Annotated in this window: 23 protein-coding genes; 9 read left to right on the plus strand and 14 right to left on the minus strand. The window is 54.4% G+C overall.

What is annotated here, in order from left to right; genetic code table 11:
- From MRBLMS1_RS09950 to MRBLMS1_RS10005, 12 genes are all read right to left on the minus strand, one after another.
- A partial coding sequence (locus MRBLMS1_RS09950; RefSeq protein WP_485879249.1) for a phage baseplate assembly protein V occupies nt 1–277 on the minus strand: 277 nt, incomplete at its 3' end.
- Nucleotides 278–722: 445 nt separating this feature from the next.
- Nucleotides 723–4,949: an RHS repeat-associated core domain-containing protein gene (locus MRBLMS1_RS09955; RefSeq protein WP_485879251.1), complete on the minus strand. Its 4,227-nt coding sequence runs from the start codon at nt 4,947–4,949 to the stop codon at nt 723–725.
- Nucleotides 4,950–5,094: 145 nt separating this feature from the next.
- On the minus strand, nt 5,095–5,595 hold the full coding sequence (locus tag MRBLMS1_RS09960) for a phage virion morphogenesis protein (protein ID WP_485879253.1): 501 nt from the start codon (nt 5,593–5,595) through the stop codon (nt 5,095–5,097).
- On the minus strand, nt 5,592–6,080 hold the full coding sequence (locus MRBLMS1_RS09965) for a phage tail protein (protein WP_485879255.1): 489 nt from the start codon (nt 6,078–6,080) through the stop codon (nt 5,592–5,594). Before MRBLMS1_RS09965 ends, MRBLMS1_RS09960 begins: the two co-directional genes overlap by 4 nt.
- On the minus strand, nt 6,064–6,576 hold the full coding sequence (locus tag MRBLMS1_RS09970) for a lysis system i-spanin subunit Rz (RefSeq protein WP_485879257.1): 513 nt from the start codon (nt 6,574–6,576) through the stop codon (nt 6,064–6,066). The genes MRBLMS1_RS09965 and MRBLMS1_RS09970 overlap by 17 nt, the downstream gene beginning before the upstream one ends.
- Entirely contained in the window at nt 6,573–7,133 is a 561-nt protein-coding gene (locus MRBLMS1_RS09975) for a glycoside hydrolase family 108 protein (RefSeq protein WP_485879259.1), read from the minus strand. The genes MRBLMS1_RS09970 and MRBLMS1_RS09975 overlap by 4 nt, the downstream gene beginning before the upstream one ends.
- Entirely contained in the window at nt 7,133–7,504 is a 372-nt protein-coding gene (locus MRBLMS1_RS09980) for a hypothetical protein (RefSeq protein ID WP_070224671.1), read from the minus strand. The genes MRBLMS1_RS09975 and MRBLMS1_RS09980 overlap by 1 nt, the downstream gene beginning before the upstream one ends.
- A 65-nt stretch (nt 7,505–7,569) precedes the next feature.
- Nucleotides 7,570–7,785 carry a tail protein X gene (locus tag MRBLMS1_RS09985; RefSeq protein ID WP_046682368.1) on the minus strand — a complete coding sequence of 72 codons (216 nt, stop codon included), beginning with the start codon at nt 7,783–7,785 and terminating at the stop codon, nt 7,570–7,572.
- Nucleotides 7,785–8,288: a head completion/stabilization protein gene (locus MRBLMS1_RS09990; protein ID WP_485879261.1), complete on the minus strand. Its 504-nt coding sequence runs from the start codon at nt 8,286–8,288 to the stop codon at nt 7,785–7,787. Before MRBLMS1_RS09990 ends, MRBLMS1_RS09985 begins: the two co-directional genes overlap by 1 nt.
- A gap of 107 nt (nt 8,289–8,395) precedes the next feature.
- Nucleotides 8,396–9,112: a phage terminase small subunit gene (gpM, locus tag MRBLMS1_RS09995; protein WP_485879263.1), complete on the minus strand. Its 717-nt coding sequence runs from the start codon at nt 9,110–9,112 to the stop codon at nt 8,396–8,398.
- Nucleotides 9,112–10,131 (minus strand): phage major capsid protein, P2 family, encoded by a 1,020-nt coding sequence (locus MRBLMS1_RS10000; RefSeq protein WP_485879265.1) that lies wholly within the window; start codon nt 10,129–10,131, stop codon nt 9,112–9,114. Before MRBLMS1_RS10000 ends, gpM begins: the two co-directional genes overlap by 1 nt.
- A 49-nt stretch (nt 10,132–10,180) precedes the next feature.
- On the minus strand, nt 10,181–10,969 hold the full coding sequence (locus tag MRBLMS1_RS10005; RefSeq protein ID WP_485880058.1) for a GPO family capsid scaffolding protein: 789 nt from the start codon (nt 10,967–10,969) through the stop codon (nt 10,181–10,183).
- A gap of 133 nt (nt 10,970–11,102) precedes the next feature.
- Here MRBLMS1_RS10005 and MRBLMS1_RS10010 point away from each other — a divergent pair, with 133 nt between their 5' ends.
- From MRBLMS1_RS10010 to MRBLMS1_RS10045, 8 genes are all read left to right on the plus strand, one after another.
- Nucleotides 11,103–12,914 carry a terminase ATPase subunit family protein gene (locus MRBLMS1_RS10010; RefSeq protein WP_485879267.1) on the plus strand — a complete coding sequence of 604 codons (1,812 nt, stop codon included), beginning with the start codon at nt 11,103–11,105 and terminating at the stop codon, nt 12,912–12,914.
- Complete coding sequence (locus tag MRBLMS1_RS10015) at nt 12,911–13,966, plus strand: phage portal protein (RefSeq protein WP_485879269.1); 1,056 nt, start codon at nt 12,911–12,913, stop codon at nt 13,964–13,966. The genes MRBLMS1_RS10010 and MRBLMS1_RS10015 overlap by 4 nt, the downstream gene beginning before the upstream one ends.
- Entirely contained in the window at nt 13,963–14,178 is a 216-nt protein-coding gene (locus MRBLMS1_RS10020; RefSeq protein ID WP_485879271.1) for a hypothetical protein, read from the plus strand. The genes MRBLMS1_RS10015 and MRBLMS1_RS10020 overlap by 4 nt, the downstream gene beginning before the upstream one ends.
- A gap of 653 nt (nt 14,179–14,831) precedes the next feature.
- On the plus strand, nt 14,832–15,731 hold the full coding sequence (locus tag MRBLMS1_RS10025; protein WP_485879273.1) for a hypothetical protein: 900 nt from the start codon (nt 14,832–14,834) through the stop codon (nt 15,729–15,731).
- Nucleotides 15,732–15,825: 94 nt separating this feature from the next.
- Entirely contained in the window at nt 15,826–16,509 is a 684-nt protein-coding gene (locus tag MRBLMS1_RS10030) for an SOS response-associated peptidase (protein ID WP_485879274.1), read from the plus strand.
- A gap of 561 nt (nt 16,510–17,070) precedes the next feature.
- Entirely contained in the window at nt 17,071–18,057 is a 987-nt protein-coding gene (locus tag MRBLMS1_RS10035) for an SDH family Clp fold serine proteinase (protein ID WP_485879276.1), read from the plus strand.
- 410 nt (nt 18,058–18,467) lie between these two features.
- Entirely contained in the window at nt 18,468–19,223 is a 756-nt protein-coding gene (locus MRBLMS1_RS10040; protein WP_485879278.1) for a DUF6538 domain-containing protein, read from the plus strand.
- 289 nt (nt 19,224–19,512) lie between these two features.
- Entirely contained in the window at nt 19,513–20,358 is an 846-nt protein-coding gene (locus MRBLMS1_RS10045) for a hypothetical protein (protein ID WP_485879280.1), read from the plus strand.
- Nucleotides 20,359–20,605: 247 nt separating this feature from the next.
- On the opposite strand, the gene MRBLMS1_RS10050 is transcribed toward MRBLMS1_RS10045, so the two are convergent.
- Together MRBLMS1_RS10050 and MRBLMS1_RS10055 are read right to left on the minus strand one after the other, a co-directional pair.
- Nucleotides 20,606–20,878: a hypothetical protein gene (locus MRBLMS1_RS10050; protein ID WP_485879282.1), complete on the minus strand. Its 273-nt coding sequence runs from the start codon at nt 20,876–20,878 to the stop codon at nt 20,606–20,608.
- A complete protein-coding gene (locus MRBLMS1_RS10055) occupies nt 20,856–21,644 on the minus strand; it encodes a hypothetical protein (RefSeq protein WP_485879283.1) in 789 nt (262 codons plus the stop codon). Before MRBLMS1_RS10055 ends, MRBLMS1_RS10050 begins: the two co-directional genes overlap by 23 nt.
- 188 nt (nt 21,645–21,832) lie before the next feature.
- On the opposite strand from MRBLMS1_RS10055, the gene MRBLMS1_RS10060 reads away from it, so the two are divergent.
- Nucleotides 21,833–22,129, plus strand: a complete 297-nt coding sequence (locus MRBLMS1_RS10060; protein WP_485880101.1) for a hypothetical protein — start codon at nt 21,833–21,835, stop codon at nt 22,127–22,129.
- The last annotated feature ends 84 nt before the right edge of the window (nt 22,130–22,213 follow it).

The raw sequence follows: 22,213 nt of genomic DNA on the forward strand, positions 1-22,213 counted from the left end.
GCGCGTCAAACGCCTGCGAGTACAGCGCGGGCAGGATGATGCCGCGCGTCAGCTCGCCGCCCGGGGAAAAGACGATCACCTGTTCGCCGACGGTGGGCGCCGACCAGGTGCGCGTGCTGCCGGCGCGTGGCGTGGCCCAGTTCAGCCATTCGGTGGTGAGTGTCGGCCCGAGCCGCACGCGCGCCTTGGCCCCTTTGACCTCGGCAATGGTGCCCAGGCGGATCAGGTTTTGCAGCAAGCGGAGGAGGTCGGACAGGTCGGCGTTCATGCAGTGCATGTTGCCGAAGTCCGCGTGCGGATGCACGCGGGGGCGGGTTGATATGTGGCTTAGCGCCTAAGAGTTAAAAAAAATGAATGATGTTTTTTATTGTGAAGTTTTTATAGATTTAAAAGCCACCACCATATTAAAACTAATGGAACTCCTGCAATAAAAAAATATGCAAAGTGTTTGCGCCAACCAAGCCAAAATAGCATTCCAAAAATACTGTAGAAGATTACATTTGCACATAGAGATAAAAGAAAAAATTGTATTTCAGTTCTAGGGTCTTGACTTGCAGGGAGAACCATCAAAAATGTCGGCCACAGCAAAAATGTGATTTGTTGGAAGATAAAGATAAAATCGATATCTTTGCTTTTTTCTACGAAGATCCAAATAATGCGAATAAGTATTGGAAATAAAAACCCTGCGAACGAAAATATGGCTGTAAATTTTAAAAATGTCATTATCGCCTGCCTCCGAATTGTTGTTGTAGGTTTCTCATTAAAGTTCCAGGAAGCATTGTCGCAGGTGTATTTATTCCTCCAGCCCTAAGTGCATCTCGTACGGTAGTTGCACAATTTCTATCGTATAAATCGTACATGCCAGGATTTCTTCTGCGGAAATCAATAAAATCTTGTATGGCTTTATCTTGAATTGCTGTTGTTTGAATTGTTATGGATTGTTCCTGATTGAGTGTGTCGGGTTGCATAATTCCTTGGACTGGTTGCCCAGTTACAATAGACAATTTTGAGGCTGTAGCTACTGGATAAAAGCCCATTGTACTAGTCGAGTTAACGCCGACGCCTACATGACCTGCCCCATTTGCTCCTGGATAGCGAGCAATAGTCACATCGAGTCCCATGGGGTCGATAAATGAAAGCGGATTTCCGCCGACATAGCTGTAAGTATTCAATCCACCCATCAACCCAATAGGATCGCTCTGCAAATATCGCCCCAGTGAAGCATCATAGTAACGATTCCAGTTGTACCACAGGCCTGACTCAGTATCGTAATACTGCCCCGGAAAGCCGATCGGCATGCCACCGATATTGTTGATTACTATCTTTCGATCAAACGCGGCGTTGGCGGCGCGCCAGACGACTCCACCACTTGTATTACTCATGACTTCCGGACGGCCCAAATGGTCGTTATGGCTGAAGTAGAGCTGGTTGGCACGGGACATACCGATTAGCTCGCCATTGAACCAGAAGTAGTGGCTGGTTTGCGTACCGGTTTCTGCCAAGAGTTCTCCGCTTGGACCATAAATAGCCAGCGTAATTCCACCAGAATTTTCTTTTTGTACACGCTGATTGAGCGCATTGGTACGATAGTCGGCAACATAACTGCCGTTCACGAGAATCCCACGCATACGGTTGAAACCATCATAGGTATAGGCACGCGTACCATCATGGCGCGATTCGCTCGCTAGCGTACCCACGGGGTTGTAACTGAAGTTGCGAAACTCCCCGTTGCCACTCCAAGATGCGAGGCGGTTGCTGGTGTTATCTAGCACAAAGCTATAATTGCTGCCCTTTCGGGTCTGGGCGATACGATTGCCAGCCTGATCCCAGGAGAAACTCTGATAGTCGCTCGGGCGTGTCACCAGTCCCACTCGATCAGCCGCGTCATAGTCAATTCCCTGCGTCATATTTTGATCAACCGAATCGATCATGGCAATGATCTGATTCGTACTGCTATGACGATATTCGACGTTTTCCACACTGCCAGAAATTTGCGTAATACGGCCATCCGTATCGAGAGTCACTCTGCGCGGTAAATTGTTCCCATATCGCCATGCATAAGGCTTGCTGCTGACTGGCTGATATAGTACTGAATCCACAATTTTCGTCCATACGCCAGTCGCATTTGTTAAGAGTTCGCTGACACGGCCATAAGCATCGTAATTGTAAAATGTGCGTGTCCCATAAGGGTAATGGATGCCTTTCAGCCTACCTGAGGCATCGTAATCCCATGCGGTGGTATAGGTGGCACCATATATTTTGTTGGCCTGTGCAGTCAGTTGTCCGAAGGCATTGTAGGCATAGCCAGTCTGTCCCGTTAGGTCAGTGAATCCTGTCAGATATCCCTTACCGAATTGCCCTTCGTCATAGGTGAAACTCTCTGTTTCCCCGCTACTACTGCGCGAAACTTGGCGACCGAGCTTATCCCACGTGTACACCGTAACTCTACCATCAGAACGTGTTTCGCTCGCCAAGCGACCGGCACTGTCGTAGCCAAATGTACTAGTACCAGTATCTGGACTGACCATACTGGTGACCTGGCCAAAACCATTGTACGTGTAACGCGTCTGCAGAGGGCGCGGGTCGGTCACCGATGCTACGTTACCTTCTGAATCGTAAGTTATTGTGGTCACGCCGCCATCTGGTGTTGTATGACTTACGATGCGATTGGCTGCATCATATGCATATGTAGTGTTGCGTCCAGCAGCGTCGGTGACATTGGTAAGATTGCCATTAAGATCGTAGCGCTTCTCGATGCGCTGCCCGTTGTTTCCAAGCTCGGTATATGAACGGCCTAACGTATCCAGTTGCGTCGTGGAGCTCAGCTCACCTGCGGGAACTGCCACTGGTTGACTGCCGATTATATCGGCGTGATGTAAGGGCGAGCTGACACGCACACTATTGCTAGGAACATCGACTGCTACACGTGCGAGTTCTCCCAGCGCGTTCCCTATGTATTCCAAGCGACCACTGGCACTATATTGAAAACGATCGATCCTCCCATCGGGATAATTTATCGTGCTGACCTGTCTAGCATGATTGTATGTATAAGTGACTGTGCGCCCATTTTTACTCTCGGCAATGAGATTCCCAATTGAATCATAGCTGTATGTCGTAGCTATTCCATTGATATCTATTTTTGAGGTGGCAAATCCTAGCGCGTTATATCCGCCAAGTGAAACTTGATGACCTAATGGATTAATGATGGATATGAGATTTCCTGATCCATCATAGTTATACGTTGTTTGCGCTTCGCTACTTGGAAGTGCTTTCTTAACTATTTGTGTCGCTAGAACTCGGTTCGCATGGAATGTGTACGTGTAATTTATTTGTCGTTGACCGCCGACGCGTAAATCGCTTGAGATAATGCTTGCTAGTTTCCCATCTTGTGGAGTTCCTGAAACAGGGAAATACGAATATGCCTCCTTGGCGTAAGGAATATTTTTTTCGTCTAACATGGTTATTTCAGATAAATAATCTCCAGACCAACTGTAGTTTTTCGTTATCGCAGCGTCGGTGCCGGCAGCAGTTATGGCCTGTGTCAACTTTCCACTTACGTCATATAGATAATCTGTTTTATTTCCATTCCAGTCTAAGGTATAGTCAACCCATCCGTTACTATCATAAAATGTGGCGGAATTAGCGGTAGGGCATGTCGTTGTTGTTTCTCGGGAGATAGATGATAATTTTAGTCCTCCTTGGATAGGTACATATGAATAGGTTACTGTTTGACCTTTTGCACTGGTTACAGTTGTTTTGTTTGAAGAGTATGAAAAGGTATCCCGTTCCTCTCCGTCGGATAACCCACTTTCTTGAACACGTTTATCCGCATAATAACGATATGTGCTATAGCGGATGCCATTGATTGCAATACCAGTTAATAGTCGAGGATCACTGCCATCCTCATAGAAATATGTACGTATATCAGGATTTTGTCCTGGGGAGGTGACGGAAATCAACATTCCTGCTAAGTTGTATAAGTAGTTCCATTCGTTACCAGCAGGATCTCGAACTTTCGTTACACGACCATCTGTCCAAGTTAGCTCTAAAGTTTGTCCTGATATATTAATGATACGGGTAGCCTGCTCAGAATTGCTTCCATAAATAAATTCAAGCAAGTTTGCGCCGCCAGGATTGGTGATTTTTTGAATCATTCCAGCTGCAGAAAATGAATATGTCTTCTGATCTAGAATAAGAGTCCAAGTACGATTCGTCGGCTTATACGTCATGCGTCCCCTCGAGGCAGCATTCTTTGCCCGATATATTAGGCTTCCCCCGGCCATCATCCTTGTGTACGTGATGTTTGCACCATCTGGTCTGGTAAAAATAACATCTGTTGGAATACACAGATTGCCAAAGTCCGGATGGCGATAGCAACCAGAAGGGGCTAGTCTTGGATAATCATATTCAGAGAGCCATTTTGGACCAAACATGGTGGCACTGGAATTAAAAGAGCGGTAAGTCCGTTGCAGACTCAGCCCGTAACTATTTCCCGCAGAAAAGTCAACCTCATTTTTGTATTTTTCTCCTGTAGAAATAATGACCGGATTACCAGTCATTGGATTGGTATTATTTGTATCTGAGCAATCTGTTGGTGCACTGCTATCTGTCGTGGCAGGCTCTGCTGTTTCTTTTCTCCCAGGATTCTTAGGTGCTGGATCACTGTGCCCATCTCCATAGCGTGTAGGTGGTGGTGGTCTGAAAATAGGCGCTGGAGGTTCGTATCTCGGAAGTCGCTCTCCATGGATTTCGATAGCTGGAATGTTATCAATAATAATGTCACGCGATTCCGAACTATCATCACCACCATCTAGAAGCCTATGAAAAATAGGCTTATTTTTAGCATCAGAAAAATTTGCTATCGGAAATAGTATTAATAATATAAAAATATATATTAAATGTCTATGTGAAATATATTTAAACTTAAAATGACAATTATCTTTAGTCATATTTCCTCTATTTTTGTTTTAATTTAATATTTAAATAAAGTGTAATTTCAATCATGATTAATTCATAGGAAATAATATCATTTTGTTCTGTTGTGAAATTCACACTTTGTAACAATAGTGGGAAATAAAATTAAGAAATTAGTTGTTAAAATTTAATGTTTGTGAGTTTTTTATTATCTGTATTTGTAAAAAGATGGTGCAGGAAAGACTCTCGCACTAATGATTTGCCAGAATTGCTCAATCCCACCAGTGGCCGCTCCGGGTATTTATATGAGGGCCCTTTTTTTGTGACATGCTCTTGACGTCCAAATTGATGCACCCGCGCCACGCGCGCCACCCAGCCAAAGAAGCCGACCTCGATCTGGTCGCCGGTCGCCTTTACTTTCAGATGTTTTGCAGTACGAATCTTGGCGAACATCGCCGCCTTCTGCCGCTTGATCCGTCCATTCTTCCCCTTGAATTCCTTGCGCCGCTTGCGCGCCGGATAGGCCGTGCCATCCGGCCCCTGCTGGGCCTTGATGCGCTGTGCCTGGCTGCGGCGCAGGTCGATGGCCACCTTGTGATTGATGGCGCGGCGCTGGGCCGGCTGCAGCTTGGCCAGCAGGGCGCCGGCCCAGGCTTCCAATGCGTGCAGGTCGCCGCTCATGGCGTCGCCTCGGGCGTGCGCCATTCGGCCAGCAGGGTCTCGCCGTCATATAGCTTCCAAAACTCGTCCGCATAGGCAGGCATGTGCTGTATCTCAGCCAGGTGCTTGATGTCCAGGCGGCCCGCATCGCCGGACTTGACGGTCACGCGCTCGGTCAGGTCCAGCTTGATGGAAATATCGACCGTTTCATGGTTATTAAAATCGACCTCGAAGGCGATGCCATGCTTGCGCGTTTCTTCGTTGGCCATCAGGTCGAGCTGGTGGACTTTCAGCCAGGCGATCAGGGCCACCATGATGGCGTCGGCGTCGCCCGCGTAGTCGGTGACGATCAGGTTGAGCTTGAAGCGATATTCGAAGGAGAGGGAGGCGGTGGCCGACGCCACCACATTGCCCTCGTCGGCGAAGACCAGCAGCCGGTCGGGATCGCGCTGCAGCTGGGGAATTGCGGCGGCCAGGTGCTGGCGCAGGCTATTCGGTTTGTACATGGTAGGTGTCTCGTACTAGGTTGTAGGCGTCGATGCAGGAGTTGAGCTGGCGGGTGGCGTCGTCGCCTTCGCCGGCAATGGCGTCAAGAGCTGCCGCAGTCGCTGCGTCAAGTTCGGCGCGCGCTTGATGCCGATGGCCTGCGGCAGCGGTGGAATCTGCAGTGGCGGCGCAGTGGCCGCTGGCGACGGGGATTGACAGGCGCACAGCGCCGCTGCGCACGTCAGCATTGAAATGGTCACGTTCGGTTTTCGCATGGGTTTGTTCCTGGGTGAGGTGGTCGGCGCGCTGCGCCAGGGCGCCGCCGGCGGCGCGCTCCAAGGTGAGCACGCGAGCGGTGGCCTGGACCAGTGCGGTGGCGGCATTGGTCTTGCTGGTGGCGGCCGCTCGCTGCAGTTCGGCGATGCTGGCGTCCTTGCGCCAGCCCTGCGTCGTCCAGCCCGCGATGGCGCCGCACAGCAGGCAGGCGGCCAGCGGACGCCAGGTGGTCGCGGTCACATGGCCACCCGTTCCTTGATCCAGCCGAACAGGAAACGGCGCTGGGTCTTGTTGGCCTCGGTGATTTCCAGGTAACGCGCCGCCTGCAGACCGTTCAAGGCGCGCAGTAGCACGGTGGCGCCGTCCTGGCCGCGCCATTTCAGGAAGGATGCAAGGGCGCCCAGCGACTGCGCGCCCAGGCGACCGTCGACGAACAGGGCGGGATAGCGGGCGCCCGTGTCATTGAAGCCGTTCAGCCAGCGCTGCAGGAACTCGGCCGCGCGGTGCGGCCCCATGTTCACGCCCGTGTCGATCACTTCGGCGCCGATGCCGGCATGCAGGGCCAGCACCTGGTCGAACTTCGGTTCCGTGATGTAGCGGGCCGTGTAGATGGCGCGCGCCACCGTCACGGGAAGGTCGCGCATCGGTCCCGTGTAGCCGTTGGCGCGCGCCACGGCGACAGTGATGCCGTAATTGGTTTCGCCGCCCTTGTCTTGCGGGTCGTTCACATAGCCGCCCTCGGCGCGCAGGATGGCGTCGATGACGCGCGCGATGAGTAAGTTTTCGGTGGTGGCCATCAGTGTTCCTTCGCGTCTTTGACCAGCTCGGCGATGTCTTTGTCGCTGCGGCGCTGAAACCACAGGGCCACGGCGCGCGATACCCACCAGCCGGGCGCGCCCACGATCAGGTCGATGGCGGAGGCGTTGACCATGGCGCCGATGGCTGGGAGCTGGGCGCACAGCAGCTGGTACACGGTGCCGCCCAGCAGGCACGAGAACACGCCGGCGCAGGCCAGGCGGGCGACGAATTCGCCCTTGTTGAAGGTGCCGTCGGCATTCAGAGGCGGCAGCACGATGTACAGCATGGCCGCGCCGACCATGCCCAGCGCCGCCTTGAAGCCGTACAGTTTGACCAGGGTGGCGAAACCACCAAACGATTCTGCGGACATTGCTTGATTCTCCGGTGAGAGGGGTAATAGATTTTTCATGCTGGATAAAAGGGTGAATGCCAGGGTCAGTCCCATAGCTGCACAAGATCTGCTGCGGCCACCTGGCCCGTGCTAGGCGCCGGTTCGGGCAGGGTGACGACCAGGCCGGCGGGCAGCACGGCGCCGTGGCGCGCCAGCGCGGGATTCATTTCCAGGGTTTGCTCGACGTATCCCGCGCCGTCGCCCAGGTAGCGCCACACCAGGGCGTCTACCGTGTCGTGCTGTTGCGTGCGTACCTGCATCAGATCAGTTCCACGGTCAGGTGCGTGCGACCGACGATATCGGCGATGGCCCATTGCGCATTGCGCCGCTGCGCGCCGGGCGCTTCGTCCAGCCACTCTATGCTTTTCTTGTCGCTGACGGAGGTGGCCGTGCTGTCGTAATCGCGGTAACGCTCGATCAGATCGGCCTTGGCCGTGCTGTAGACGGCGCGCCGGTACTGCGCCAGCAAGCGGGATTCGCGGTTGATGCGCGTGGCCGGCACGTCCACCAGGGCGGTGATGCCGATAGCCGCCTGCTTGCCCTGCCAGTCGGTCAGTTCGCGGTTGACGTGCAGGATGGCATCGACCACGGCTTGCACCAGGCGCGCGTCGGTGACGGTGCCGTCCAGGCGCATGGCGTCGCGCAGATCGGTCAGCGCGACATCGGGAAACCAGCCGTCGTTCTCGATGATGCCGATGGGCTGTGCCGGTGGCGCCGGCGCGGTGCCGGGCGGGATGGACGGGGGCAGGGCCATGAAGGACATACGGGGCGCTTTCAAAAGGGGGCGGTGGACGGGGTTCATCAGGCCGAGATTGTTGCCAATACGTTAGCCAGAATCCCCCCGTGCCGCCGTGCTGCGGGGGATGCTCTTTACGTGGAACCGGCCGCGCGCTTGAGGCGCCGCTCCAGCCGTTCCATATCTTTCTTGACGCCGCAGGACTCGGACAGGGCGCGTGCGCGTTTCAGCTGGGCCATGGCCGTTTCCGCCTGCGCCACCAGTGCCGGGGCGATGTCCGTGTCGTCGGCCTGATCCAGTACGGCGATCATGGCCAGGCCGATGGCCTTGTGCAGCTTGGCGCGGGCCTGGTCGGGCGCGTCGCTGGCGGCCGTCAACTGTTTCACCTGGCCCAGCACCTGGGCCGCGTGTTGCGGATTGCTGGCCAGCTTGCCGTGCAAGTACCCTTCGGCGAACTCGTCCAGCATCAGGGTGGCGATGTCGCGGCTGTAGGTATCGGGCAGGGTGAACTTGTGCGCCAGTGCATATTCGGCCATGACCAGGGCGCGGTCGTACTCGCCCGTGTCGATGTGCCACACCAGCAGGGTGGCGAACACGTCATCCTGGGCGCCCTTGCCGCCGGCCAGCACGCCGTCGATCCATTGCGCATAGTCGGGCAGCAAGGTGGCCTTGACCTCGATCTTGCGTTCCACCGACTGGATGGATTTCAGGCGGCGGCGGTCGTCGGCCAGCTTGTAGAGCATCATTTCGTAGGCCGTACCGGTGGTGACGCCTTGCGGCGTGGCGGCGCCGGCCGTGCGCTCGGCCAGCATGCGCGCGCGGTGGCGCAGGGCGGGGGACTGGTTGGCCATCACTTGTCTTTCAGCTCGATGTTTTCCACCAGCGCGGCCAGGCCCAGGTCTTCGATCACGTAGGCGTCATTCGACGACTCGTAATTCTCGATGCGGTCGCGCTTGGGCACGTCCTCGACGCGGCGGCGGCGCGCGCCTTCCTGGAAGTAGATCGACAGATTGTCGAAACGCGTAATGAGGATGGCGTTGTCCGGGAAGAAGGGCACGCGCGCGGCCGGCAAGCCGCCGATGCGTTTCTGGCTGATGATGATGTCGGCCGCCAGGGTTTCCGTGGGCGCCTGCTTGGTGTTGACCAGCGGAAAATACTTGTCGTTCAACAGCTTGCGCCCGACGATGGCCACCAGATTGGTGTCTTCCTGATACCACGGGTCCAGCAGGTTGACGGCATCGGTGACGGCCGCGTCGAGGTTGGCATAGTCGGCGCCGTCCACGTCGCCGATGATGACCTTGCCCGGCATGCCGGCGGCGACCAGGCCCAGCACGCGCTCGGGCGCCAGCTCGCGCAAGTGCTGCAGCCAGCCCTTGTTCACGTCCTGCAGCAGCGGGTTGGCGTCCAGGTCGGTATCGGCCATGGCCTTGACGCCGTTGAAGCCGATGACGATGCGGTCCAGTGCCTGGCGCGTCAGGATGGCATTGGCCACGCGCGACTGGAAGTCGGGGAACTTGGCCCAGGCATCGAGCTTGGCATAGTTCAGATGCGTGTCGAAGTTGGTCTGTTCGCAGCGGAATTTGGTGCCGTCCAGGGTGGACAGGTCGCGCGTCTTGCGTTCCTTGTCCTTGGTGTTGGTGCGGCCGGCAATCGGGCCGGACACGCCCAGGCCCAGCTTTTCACCTTCCTGCTCTGTCACGCCGATGATGTTGACCTTCGACAGGAACTCGCTCGATTCCTGCATCTTCGTTTCCAGCTTTTGCTGCACGCTGGGCGTGACGCTGAACGTCTTGGCCACGTTGTCCGTGTCGTTCAGTTGGCCCAGGCGAGTTTCATACTGGCCAAAGACCTGGCGCGTTTGCTTTTTCATAAATCAGTGCTCCGTTGTTGAATGGGGTGTTGTTGGATGGCGCGCGCGCTTAAAACTCGGTCTGCACGGCGCCGTCGTTGCCGGTGGCGGCCGGGCGGCGCGGGCCGTTGCCGGGCGCTTCGTCCATCTGCGCCTTGAAGGTGGCCAGCTCGTCCTGCGTCGCTTTCTGCGCCTTTTCCGCGGCATTGAGGCGCTTGAGGGCATCGGCATAGTTGTCGTTGGCGGTAACGACGTGGCCGGCCAGCGCCTGCACGGCTTCGCTGATGTCGGCGAACTGCGCGGCGTCGGTGCCGGATTTATTGGAGAAGCGGGACAGCAGGTTTTTCACGGCGTCGGCCAGCTTGATGCCCTGCTCTTCGAATTCCAGCGTCACCTCGACGGCGGAAGTAAACAGGTTGGTGCTTTGCAGCTTGCGGCTGGCCGAGAATTGCAGCGCCTCGGTGCCCAGGCTGGCCGGGCTGTCGGTGACGCCCAGGCCGACCAGGTAGGGTTGTGCAGAGTCGGCAAAATCGGGCTGGATTTCCAGGCTGGTGTACAGCTTTTGTTTTGCCTTGTTGATGGCCACCAGTTCCGGCGTGGGTTCGATCTGCGCGAACAGGGCCAGTTTCTTGCCGCTGTCGGTGTCGACTTCCTCGGCCTTGACGGCGATCACGTCGCCGTAGGCCTTGAACTGGCTGTCGGGCAGGATGCCGCGAATGTGCTCCAGCCAGATGCGCGCGCCGTAGGTTTTCGGGTTGTAGGTGGCGGCGATCTGCTCGATGGTGGCGCGGTCGATGTTGCGGCCGTCCGTGGTGGCGCCTTCGGTGGCGACGCGGAAGAATTTCGATTTGGACATGATGGTCGTTCTCGGTTGATCGGATAACGCCATGGTCAACGTCTTGGCCCTGCGATTCAATGCGGGGCGGGTTGCTATGGGCCATAGCGACTTTTGTCTTTCCCCGCTCCGCGCGCGCGCGGCCTACGCTGGCGGCATGCTGACAATCGAGAAAACAAGCGAACAAACCCCCGACGAGAAAATCGCCGAACTGGCCGTGCCCGAATCCGAGCCGCGCCGTGCCGCGCGCGCCCTGTACTGGAAGGGCTGGCGTATTTCGTCCATCGCCCGCCACCTGGGGATCAAGCGCAGCACCATCAATAGCTGGAAAGAGCGCGACGAGTGGGACAAGGCCCAGGGCATCGAGCACGTCGAAAACGCGGTCGAGCTGCGCATCATCAAGCTGGTCGAAAAAGAGGTCAAGACTGGCAGCGATTACAAGGAAATCGACTTGCTGGCGCGCACCATCGTGCAGATGGCGCGCGTGCGCCGCTACGAGCAGCCGGGCGGCAACGAGGTGGACTTGAACCCGAAGCTGGCGAATCGCAACGCGGGGCCCAAGAAGAAGCCGACGCGCAACGACTTCAGCGAAGAACAGAAAATCCAGCTGCTCGGCGCCTTCCAGGACTCGCTGTTCGACTATCAAAAGGTCTGGTATCGCAACGGCGACCAGCGCACGCGCGCCATCCTCAAAAGCCGCCAGATCGGCGCCACCTGGTACTTCGCCCGCGAGGCGCTGGCCGACGCCATGGCAACGGGCCGCAATCAAATCTTCCTGTCCGCATCGAAGTCGCAGGCCCACGTCTTCAAGCAATACATCGTGCAATTCGCGCGCGAGGCGGCCGGCATCGAGCTGACGGGCGACCCCATCGTGCTGCCGAACGGCGCGCATCTGTATTTCCTGGGCACAAACGCACGCACGGCGCAGGGCTACCACGGCAATTTTTACTTCGACGAATTTTTCTGGACGCAGAATTTCCAGGAGTTGAACAAGGTGGCCTCGGGCATGGCCATTCATAAGAAATGGCGCAAGACCTACTTTTCAACGCCATCCTCGACCACGCACCAGGCTTACCCGTTCTGGACGGGCGAACTGTTCAACAAGCGCCGCGCCAAGGTGGACCAGGTGAATATCGATGTGAGCCATGGCCGCTTGTCGTCGGGTTTCACGGGCGAGGACAAAATCTGGCGCCAGATCGTCACCATCCTGGACGCCGAGCGCGGCGGCTGCAACCTGTTCGACATCGACGAGCTGCGCAACTTCGAATACAGCCCCGACCAGTTCGACAACCTGCTGATGTGCAATTTTATCGACGACTCGGCCTCGGTCTTCCCGCTGGCCGAGCTGCAGCGCTGCATGGTCGATTCCTGGGTCGAGTGGGACGACTACAAACCGTTGCTGGGCCTGCGCCCGTTCGGCAACCGGCCCGTGTGGATCGGCTACGACCCGGCCTTGAACGGCGACAGCGCCGGCTGCGTCGTGCTGGCCCCGCCCATGACGGCCGGCGGCAAGTTCCGCATCCTGGAGCGCCACCAGTGGCGCGGGCAGAGCTTCGAAGACCACGCCGATGCCATCCGCCAGATGACGCAGCGCTACAACGTCGAATACATCGGCATCGATACCACGGGCATGGGCATCGGCGTGCTGCCCATCGTGCGGGGCTTCTTCCCGGCAGTGACGGCCCTGAATTACTCGCCCGAAGTCAAAACCCGCATGGTCTTGAAGGCCAAAAACATCATCAGCAAGGGGCGGCTGGAGTTCGACGCCGGCTGGACGGACATCGCGCAGTCCTTCATGGCCATCCACAAGACCCTCACTCCAAGCGGGCGGCACGTGACCTATGTCGCCGGCCGCAGCGACGAAACCGGCCACGCCGACCTGGCGTGGGCCTGCATGCACGCCCTCGACCACGAGCCATTCGAAGGCACCACCGACAACCACCACTCTTTCATGGAGATTTATTCTTGAGCAAAGCACGACACTTGCGCGGCCGGCAGGCCGAGAGCGCACCACCAGCGGCCACGGCGCCGGCCGCCGCCGGCATCGAGGCGTTTTCCTTCGGCGACCCGACGCCTGTGCTCGAGCACGCCGACATTCTGGATTGCTTCGAATGCTGGAAGAACGGCCACTGGTACGAGCCGCCCGTCAACCTGGCCGGCCTGGCCAAGTCCTTCAATGCCGGCGTGCACCACAGCAGCGCCATCCACTTCAAGGCCAACGTGCTGACGTCCACCTTGATGCCGACGAAATACCTGTCGCGCGATGGATTCAAGCGCATGGCCCTGGACTATCTGACCTTCGGCAATGCCTACCTGGAAGACCGCCCCAGCCGCAGCGGCAAGGCGCTGGCGTACCAGCATGCGCTGGCCAAGTACATGCGGCGCGGCGTTGACCTCGACACGTATTTCTTCGTGAACGGCTACCAGGCCGTGCATGAATTCGACAAGGGCCGCGTGTTTCACCTGATGGAGCCGGACGTCAACCAGGAGCTGTACGGCGTGCCGCAGTACCTGAGCGCGCTGCAATCGGCCTGGCTCAACGAGGCGGCCACCTTGTTCCGCCGCAAGTACTACAAGAACGGTTCGCACGCTGGTTTCGTCTTCTACATGACGGATGCCGCCGCGAACACGCAGGACGTGGACAACCTACGCCAGGCCATGCGCGACAGCAAGGGACCGGGCAACTTCCGCAACCTGTTCATGTACGCGCCGAACGGCAAGAAGGACGGCATCCAGATTCTGCCCGTGTCGGACGTGGCCGCCAAGGACGAGTTTTTCAATATCAAGAGCGTCACGCGCGATGACCAGTTGGCCGCGCACCGCGTGCCGCCGCAGCTGATGGGCATCCTGCCGAACAACGCCGGCGGCTTCGGCGCCGTCGAGCCTGCCGCGCGCGTCTTCGCACGCAATGAACTGGTGCCGCTGCAGGCACAGTTCATGGCGATCAACGAATGGGCCGGCGTGGAAGTGGTGCGCTTCGCCCCGTATGACCTGGCCACGGGCGGGGAGGGCGCGCAATGAGCGATCACATCGACAACACCGACAAGATCATCTTTGCCGAAGTGGCGCGCGGCCTGGCCGCCGTGCGTGGTCGGCCCGCCTTGGCGGCGCATGGGTGCTGCCACTACTGCGACGAGGCGCTGGTGCCCGCGCTGCTGTTTTGTGATGTGGATTGCCGCGATGACTACGACAAGGAACAGGCGGCGATGATCCGCGCCGGCCACCCAGGATGACCGCCACGCCGCGATAGCCGGCAGGGCGGGGCCGCGATAGCCCAGCCGCGCCAGAGCGCCCCAGCCACCGCACAAGCCGCCCACGAGGCGGCTTTTTCACGTCCGGACGAATGATGTTGCTCTAGATGCAAGAAAAAAGCCCCGTTTCGGCCCGGCGCGCGCAGTTGTCCCCCCTCCACACCTGCCCGCTATATAGGGCTCTTTTGACTCAAATTTGCGCCATGGCCGAAGGCGCATGAGGACTGGCGCGGCGGGGCGAAAAGGGGGCATGCGATTTGACGCATTTTGACGCACTTTGAGCGATTTTTCGGGCGGGTGGTGTGATGGTGTGGGACGGAAGATTTTCATGCGCTGGTGGGGTTAACTGCGCCATCGCAACGTCCTCGGCACCTTGGAATGGAGCGCGCGTCATTTAGTACATGTAAAAGGGTGGTTCTGCAGTGCTCAGCCTATGATCTCAGCAGGCTACCCGCATCGGCCTTGGATGACGGGATAGTCGGGAGCTCGTACTTAATTGAGCGGAGGAAAAAATATGTGAATACCCCTCACGCCGCTATAGACCCTCTTGTCCCATGAGAAAAAGCATTACTTGCGTTGCCATATTTTTCTATTTATGTCAATATCATGTGAAATAATGATATGGGAAGATAAATATGCCTGACGTTGTCGATAATATTTTAAATGTCCTAAAAGTTAGAATGAGCAATTCATTCATGTCATCGGTGATTATATCTTGGCCGATAATTAATTATAAGTTAATTATGGTTATTTTCGGCGGTGGGGATTATGCTCAGAAAATAGAATACATAGATAATTCATTGTATAAGTCTGGTTTTAAATATTGGTATATCGCATACCTTCCAATATGTGTTGGATTATTCTATGTTTTTATATTTCCATTTATTGATATTTTGATAAATATAATTGGTATGTATTTTAAAAATTTGGAGCGTCGTTTTGTATTTTGGCGCCAGAAAAAAGATGTAATGTCTGTTGCTGAAAAGGAATATCATTTTTCTGATTTAATAGCGACAAATAAATCGTTAGAGGCAGAGATGGCAGTAATTAGAAATAGTTACGCTGATCAAATTAGTATGATAAAAAATAACGCTGAACGAGTCAATGATCGCTTTAAAAGCGTTGTCTTTCAGAATGTATCTTTTGGTTTAAATGGGGCAACAAGTTGGGCAAATAGTATAAGCGCTTTATGGCAGAGTGGTGTATTTCAGCCAGATCATATGAAGAGGGAGATGTATGCAAAATTTGCCAACTCGGAATTATTCTCTAATCTTCGAAAGTTGGCAAGTCGGCTTGTTGAATTGGACTATGCTACCGACACTAGAAATATTATCTTAACTAAAGGAGAAATTCAGCAATATAGTGGTGTATTAGAGGAGGATTGTTTTGATGACTTCATAAATGCCGTTTTGACATTTGGAATTTTGAAAGAGATTGATTTTCCAGGCGGAAGGTATAGAACTGATATTTTGGCAAAGCAGAATTTAATATTGCATAGACTTATAAGTTTGAGTGAAAATAAGCCGAATTTATAGTTTTTTTGGATATTTATGGTTAATGAGAGAGGTTTTGTGCGATTATTTTTATAATGTGAAATAAATTTCAGTAGTTATATTAAAAAGTGATTTTATGTGTGCCGATTACACTCCCAGCCGTAAAGAGCAGATCGAGGAAAGTTTCCGTGCGGGATACCCGCTGCTTGACCTGCCGCCTGAGGCATGGCCTGGCTACATGGCGCCAATCGTGCGCGGGTCACACGAAGCGCCCGGTGAGCTAGAAATCGCCCCTGCCATGTTCGGCATAGTTCCCCATTGGGCGGACCACAAGCTGGCCCGTCAGACCTACAACGCGCGAACGGAGACGGTGGCCACCAAGCCCTCCTTCCGCAGCGCCTGGAAGCGCAAGCAGTTCTGCATCATCCCAGCTGCCAACTTCTTCGAACCCAACTACGAAACCGGCAAGCCTGTGCGCTGGCGCATCGAGCGCGTGGACGGTGGGACGGTGGCTATTGCTGGCATATGGGAATACCGGCCGACGGATCAGCTGCTGTCGTTCTCGATGCTGACGATCAATGCCGACGGGCATCCGCTGATGCAGCGCTTCCACAAGCCCGACGACGAAAAGCGTATGGTGATGATCCTGGACCCTGACCAGTACCAAGGCTGGCTGGACGGCTCGTTGGCGTCCGAAGAGGATGTTTATCGGCAATATCCTGTTGACTTCCTCATAGCGCGGCCTGATCCCTTGCCCCCTCGAGCACGAGTTAAACCGGCTGCGAAGCCTGATGTTGCGCCTCCCAACTCACTTTTCTAGAAACAATTGAGTTCGTAGCCTATCCGGGTGTTCCTGATTAAATGCTAGGCGGAAATGAAACTAAAAGAGCCACCCTCGGGTGGCCCTTTTATTCTCGTTCGCCGGCGACAGAGCGGCGCAACTTTTGGCGTAGCTTTCTTAAACTAGGCTCTAAGATACGCTACTGCTTCATCAGTGTATCGGCGCGGAGCTACGATCAAAGTGCAGGGTTCCGCTCTATGGTGTACGGGGAGCACATAAAAAAGGCTGTCATTTTGTTGTCATTCTTAGGCTAGAACAGCCCAAAAACAACCCAAATAATGACAGCCTACTTCTTGCTAACTACTTGATTCTAAACAATTCAGTGGTGGAGACGGCGGGAATCGAATCCACTTCTACAACACACAATGCATCAGTTTGTATGCACAGGCGGACCTGTACCTCTCTTAATTTGTGAGGTGCCGTGAAAATAGAGGATTTGTTGTGTTTTCGGGCATGAAAATGGTAATTTCGTTTGGTTAACATTGCATTGAGCACGATTGGTGTTAGCATTAAATTATCTTAAATTTTTGGTATTTTCATATGGCTACTTCACCAGCAAACAAACGTAAGGCAGCCCCTGCTGCTCCAAAAACTTCACCACTCCCAATGCCGGTACCGCCAGCACCACCGCCCGTACCACCGCCACCACGCGACCTGTCTAAAATTGGCGACCTCTTGGACTTGGTTAAGGAGGCGAGCGACGACGAAATCAAGCGTGCTGTTGCATCGCACCTTGATGACATAGCAAAGAAATATGATTTAAGTAATTACCACATTCTATACCTGTACGACGATTCCTCGATTTCGAGTCGGCACTCAAATGCAATATATGAGGCGGCGGCATCGCAAGTATCAAATCCACGAGATATTCTTTTAGTGGTTCAAAGCGGTGGTGGTCGAATCGAGCCCGCCTACTTGATAAGTAAAACGTGTAAAAGTCTATCCGCCAAGAAGTTTGCAGTTGTTGTACCACGTCGTGCAAAATCAGCAGCGACCCTTCTTGCTTTAGGTGCTGATGAGATTCACATGGGCCTTATGAGTGAACTAGGTCCAATTGATCCACAGATTAATGGTTATCCGGCTCTTGGTTTGACGAATGCATTGAATAAAGTTGCAGAGCTATCAGCAAAATTCCCCGGTTCATCTGCGATGTGGGCCCAGTATTTAGGTAACAAGCTTGACTTGAACGATTTAGGATACTTTGATCGAATCTCCGAATCTGCAGCTCAATATGCTGAGCGATTGATGCGTGGAAAAAAACTGCCAGAGGGTAAGGATTATTCAATGTTGGCAAACCATTTTGTTAATCATTATAAAGATCATGGATTTGTGATTGATCACGATGAAGCATTAGGTTTGCTTGGGCCTGAGGTTATAAAAAATTCAACAAAAGAATATAATTTCGGAAATGAAGTCTATGGTTTCTTAGATTTTTTTGAGGCTATATTGGGTTATTTTAAGAAATATTCCTTTTCACTTGTTGGGGCTGCCGCTAGTATTCAAATACGTGCGAATGAGAAATCATGATTTTTCTGACTTTAACAGTTACCTCCACCGAATGAGCTAGGTGGAGGGGATCGAACTTCAGGTAGTTGGAAGCCGGTTGACCGAAAAATTCTGGCTATACAGATCTACTTTTTCATAAGAAAACGTTTCCGCATCGTCCATGCGGGGCGGCGAAAACAGTGCATTGTAAGGTGCTGGAAAAACATTGCGTGCGGAACGAAATCGCGTGTAAGCATCTGAAACGTATGAAGTATTTTGAAGACTTGAAAACTAGCGACGGGTTAAACTGTTCGTGAGTTCGAATCTCACCGCTTCCGCCAGTTCACCATAAGTGATTGATTTCGCTTATTATCGAGAGGTTTTTCAACCTTTTGGTACAAATGACTGGTACAAGTCCTAAGCAGAGAGCGACGTCGGCGAAAGAGGTCGATATGCTCCCCAACCTGCGTAAAACCCCGTCAGGCTATGTCTATCTGAAAACGATTCCTGCTGATCTGCAGGATGCTCTGGGCAAGACCGTTATAAAAAAAGCGTTGGGCCGTCAGTTTAGTCTTGCGAAAGAAAAATGGGCCGAGCTCGAAGCTCAAAGTACCAAGCTTTTTCAGTCGACCCGGCAGCAGTTAGCGCTCGGACGTAGTGCTGAAGATGCCATCGATGCGTATCTGAAAAAAGATCCGTTAACAAGATTAAAGTCACTGAAGGCAGATCGCCCCCGCCTTGCGGAACAATTGTCTGCTCTGTATCTCGCGGGGCTTTCAGCAGACTATACTGCGCGGAGCCGCCAAGAGCGATGGGCTCACAGCAACGAGCCTGATGAATTCACGGCTGACGTAGATGCTGTCCTCACTACCATAAAAAATGCTGTAGTTTCCGGCGATGTATCAGCGTTTATTCCGGTTATTGAGCAGTTGACAATGTTCCGCGGCTATCGATTAGTCGATGAAACCGGCGAGAGCATACAAACTCTGACGTATGAATTCTTGCGCGCTGCGCAACACGGCTGCCAAGTTTTAGCCGCACGCCAGCGTGGAGAGTTCGCCGAGCCGATACTTCCTGACCAGGAGCCGCTGCCAGCGGCTTGGGACATTCAAATTGCTGTGCCAAAGATTGAAGCAACCACTCCAAAGCTATCTGACGTCACGCCGCTACTGCGGGGATGGTCATTTAGCTGGAGTGCATCACAGTGATATTAATTCTTTACCTGTGCCATTTGACGCTACTCAATAGCGTTACTGTCTAAGGCGCTTTGCAGCGCATCTGCGAACGATACTTTTCAGATTTCGTTTGCAATCGTGGAAAGCATCTTGACGACGCAATCGGCGCGCGCCCGCGCAGCGTCGCTGCGGCCTCCCTGCACGTCGTGTAGTTTGCAGCTGATCGGTTTGGAGTCAGGCGTGCCGGCATCCTACTCAGTGTCTTCGCTCATTTGCTTTTCCTAGACGTGAATGTGTTCGCGCGTTACGATCAAAACCTTTGATGCGTGACAACATTCGGGAAGAAAATGACATGACAAGAGATTTTGACTTTTCCCGCAATACCAAAATAGACCTGGCACAAGCTGCTCAGTTCCGGTGCGTGCGGCCCGGATGTAACAAGCAAACACACTTCTTCGATCAAATGGCGGGTAAATGGAAGCACCTCGGTGCAGCAGCACATGATGCACCAGCATCACCGAATGAGGGCGGTGAGCGTGCCGATAACGACCTAACGGCTGACCAAAAGAAGGCCTATGAAAACGGTGCTTGGCTATGCAGAAATTGCTCGACCGTTGTGGACATTGCGCAAAAATTTTTCCCGCTCGGGACCTTGCCTTCGTGGCAGGCGGCCGCGTGCCAGGCACTTCAAGGTAGTACCCTCAGTTCTGTTCAACCGAGCAGCATCGACTTTCTAGCCGCAGCTGCAAAAGTAGAAAAATTCCTGGCCTGGACCAAATCCATTCGCTTCGAATTTCACTGGCAAGTCTTGGCGATTCCTGTCCCCACGATTCACCATATTGACCGGATTTGGGCTGAGACGTGGCCACTATTGCCTTTGCGGCCTTACAGCGGCCTGTTCCCACACATCGTCAACGTACAACAGCGCCTATTGGATACTCTAAAGGCGATTAAAGCCGAGGTTACCGACCTGTGGTCCTGGCACACCAGTCAAGGATACTACCACTGCAATAAGCCTGGCTTTGGCGCCGCCCCAGGACTGGCTGAACGATTCGAGGAGTCGCATGCTAGGGTAGTCGCGTTGATTAACGACTTCTTGGAGGCGCGCGATTACCTCCAAAACTTTGTTTCTGGCAGAGTGAATCACCATGCGCTTTACCTTTGGTAAGCCGGGCCTCGCCCCTGGGTGTACGGCGGTAGGAACCGAGCACGTTCGAACGGGTGACCTACGCCGACCTGAAGGCGAACGCGACGCTGGTGCCGTCGCTGCGGCCAGGCTCACAGCAGAGAAAATTCTGCAACAGCCCAGCGGAAGCCCAAGTCGGTCATCCCGGCGACTAAATCGACATTTCAATTTCTATTGTCGTGTTGGTGGCAATTGGGAAGAAAAATTAGGCAAGGGCTCGGTCCATTTATCAGCGCGTCGAGCGCTTGGCGTAGTGGCCGAGTTCAGGAATGGCGAAACGTGAGCGACCAAAAACCTTTGTGGCGCCGCCCATGCTGGAAACAGGCTTTGCGTTGGCTGGCTTTTTGATCGTTACAATCCCGACTGCGTAATTGATCCCCACCAACGCATTCGGAGCGGTCGCGCTTAATGCCTTCTCGAGGTTCTTTTGCGCACGACGACGCGCCGCACCAGCGCGATACTTCGCGATGGCCTCAGCTTCAAGCTTCTTCTTCGTGTTCATCGTCGTTCTCCAGCAGAACTGTGTAAATGTAGTTTAGCAGAACCTTCCATGAGGTGCTGCCGGCGGTCAGGTCAAAGTACATTTCCTGACCGCGCCCGTGGGCTTCCCACCACGCCGGGTCAGCCTCGACGACATCAAGGACGTTGCTGCACCCCCTAAGGTGAGCTGGCGCCCTATTCAGGTCGACTGGAAGCAACGGCGCGTCGAAACCGAACTTAGGCCAGACAAAATAGCCAATGAGGTCACCATCCTCCAGATCGACAGGGGGTGGCCCGTTCCCGCCAGCAAAGAGGGATATCTTCGTAAAGCCGTTCCGATACGCTGTACAGGCCATAAGCCCAAAAGCGACAGTGCAGAACCGCGCTGGCGCGTCCTTGTTAAGCATGACACGCACCAAATGCAGAGAGTCGATCCGGACGTGCGGACCGCCTTCATCCTGATACGCGACAATGGTAACAGGCTCATCCTCTTGAACGAACTCATTATCCGAAATCATCTTGACGCCTGCTGGGGTGCCGTCGTCACATTCGGATACGTTCAACGCAGCGACAGTAGAACCGTCGGGAGCCATAAACAGGCGCCCAACGCTGGTTGCGTCGAGCCACATCGGCTCTTCCGAAAAGCCCTCCAAACTGAGGCCCGGGAAGCGCTCATCAGAGATTTTGTAAAGCTCGCCAGTGAATAGAGTTCCGATGGGCAAGCTGAGCAAAAACTCCTCAAACGGCTCAACACTATCTTTAAGGAAAGCAAGATCGATCACTGTCATGGAAGAGCCAGTCGTGGATGAACGTACAGATTACTCTACGGGTGGCACTGACCGCAAGCCGTCCGTCGCGAGCCCACCTACAGGTTCGCCGCTGCAGTGTTCGACTTGCACTGTAGTGGTCAACCCATCCCGGACACTATATTAAGTTTTTCTTCGAAGACGGCCGGTGCCAGTCCCTGGTTGAACTGATGCGGCCGTATCCAGTTATACCGGTGCATCAGGTATGGGCGGCCCGCAAGCATCCGTTTCGCGCGGGCTGGCTGTTCTCGGTCTACCTGGTGCTTGCCGGCGCCGAGCGCCTGCTGATCAAGGAGATCCGGGTCAACGTCAAGTTCGAACTGGCCGGCATCCAGTTCACGCAGGCGCAGTTCATTGCGCTGGTCTTCCTAGGCATCGGCGCCATCGGCATGGCCGTGCTCAACCGCCGCGCACCTGCAGAGTTGTCGGGATCCACAAAGCAACGTAAGGGTAAGCCCTCAGTGTAGTGCGTCAGAGCAATTTTAATGGCATAATTAATTGCCAACAGTTAATATCTACCTGCGGCAGATATTCACTGACATTCGACGCAC

It is taken from the genome of Massilia sp. LMS1-1-1.1, assembly GCF_040815535.1.
Taxonomy (GTDB): domain Bacteria; phylum Pseudomonadota; class Gammaproteobacteria; order Burkholderiales; family Burkholderiaceae_D; genus Janthinobacterium; species Janthinobacterium aestuarii.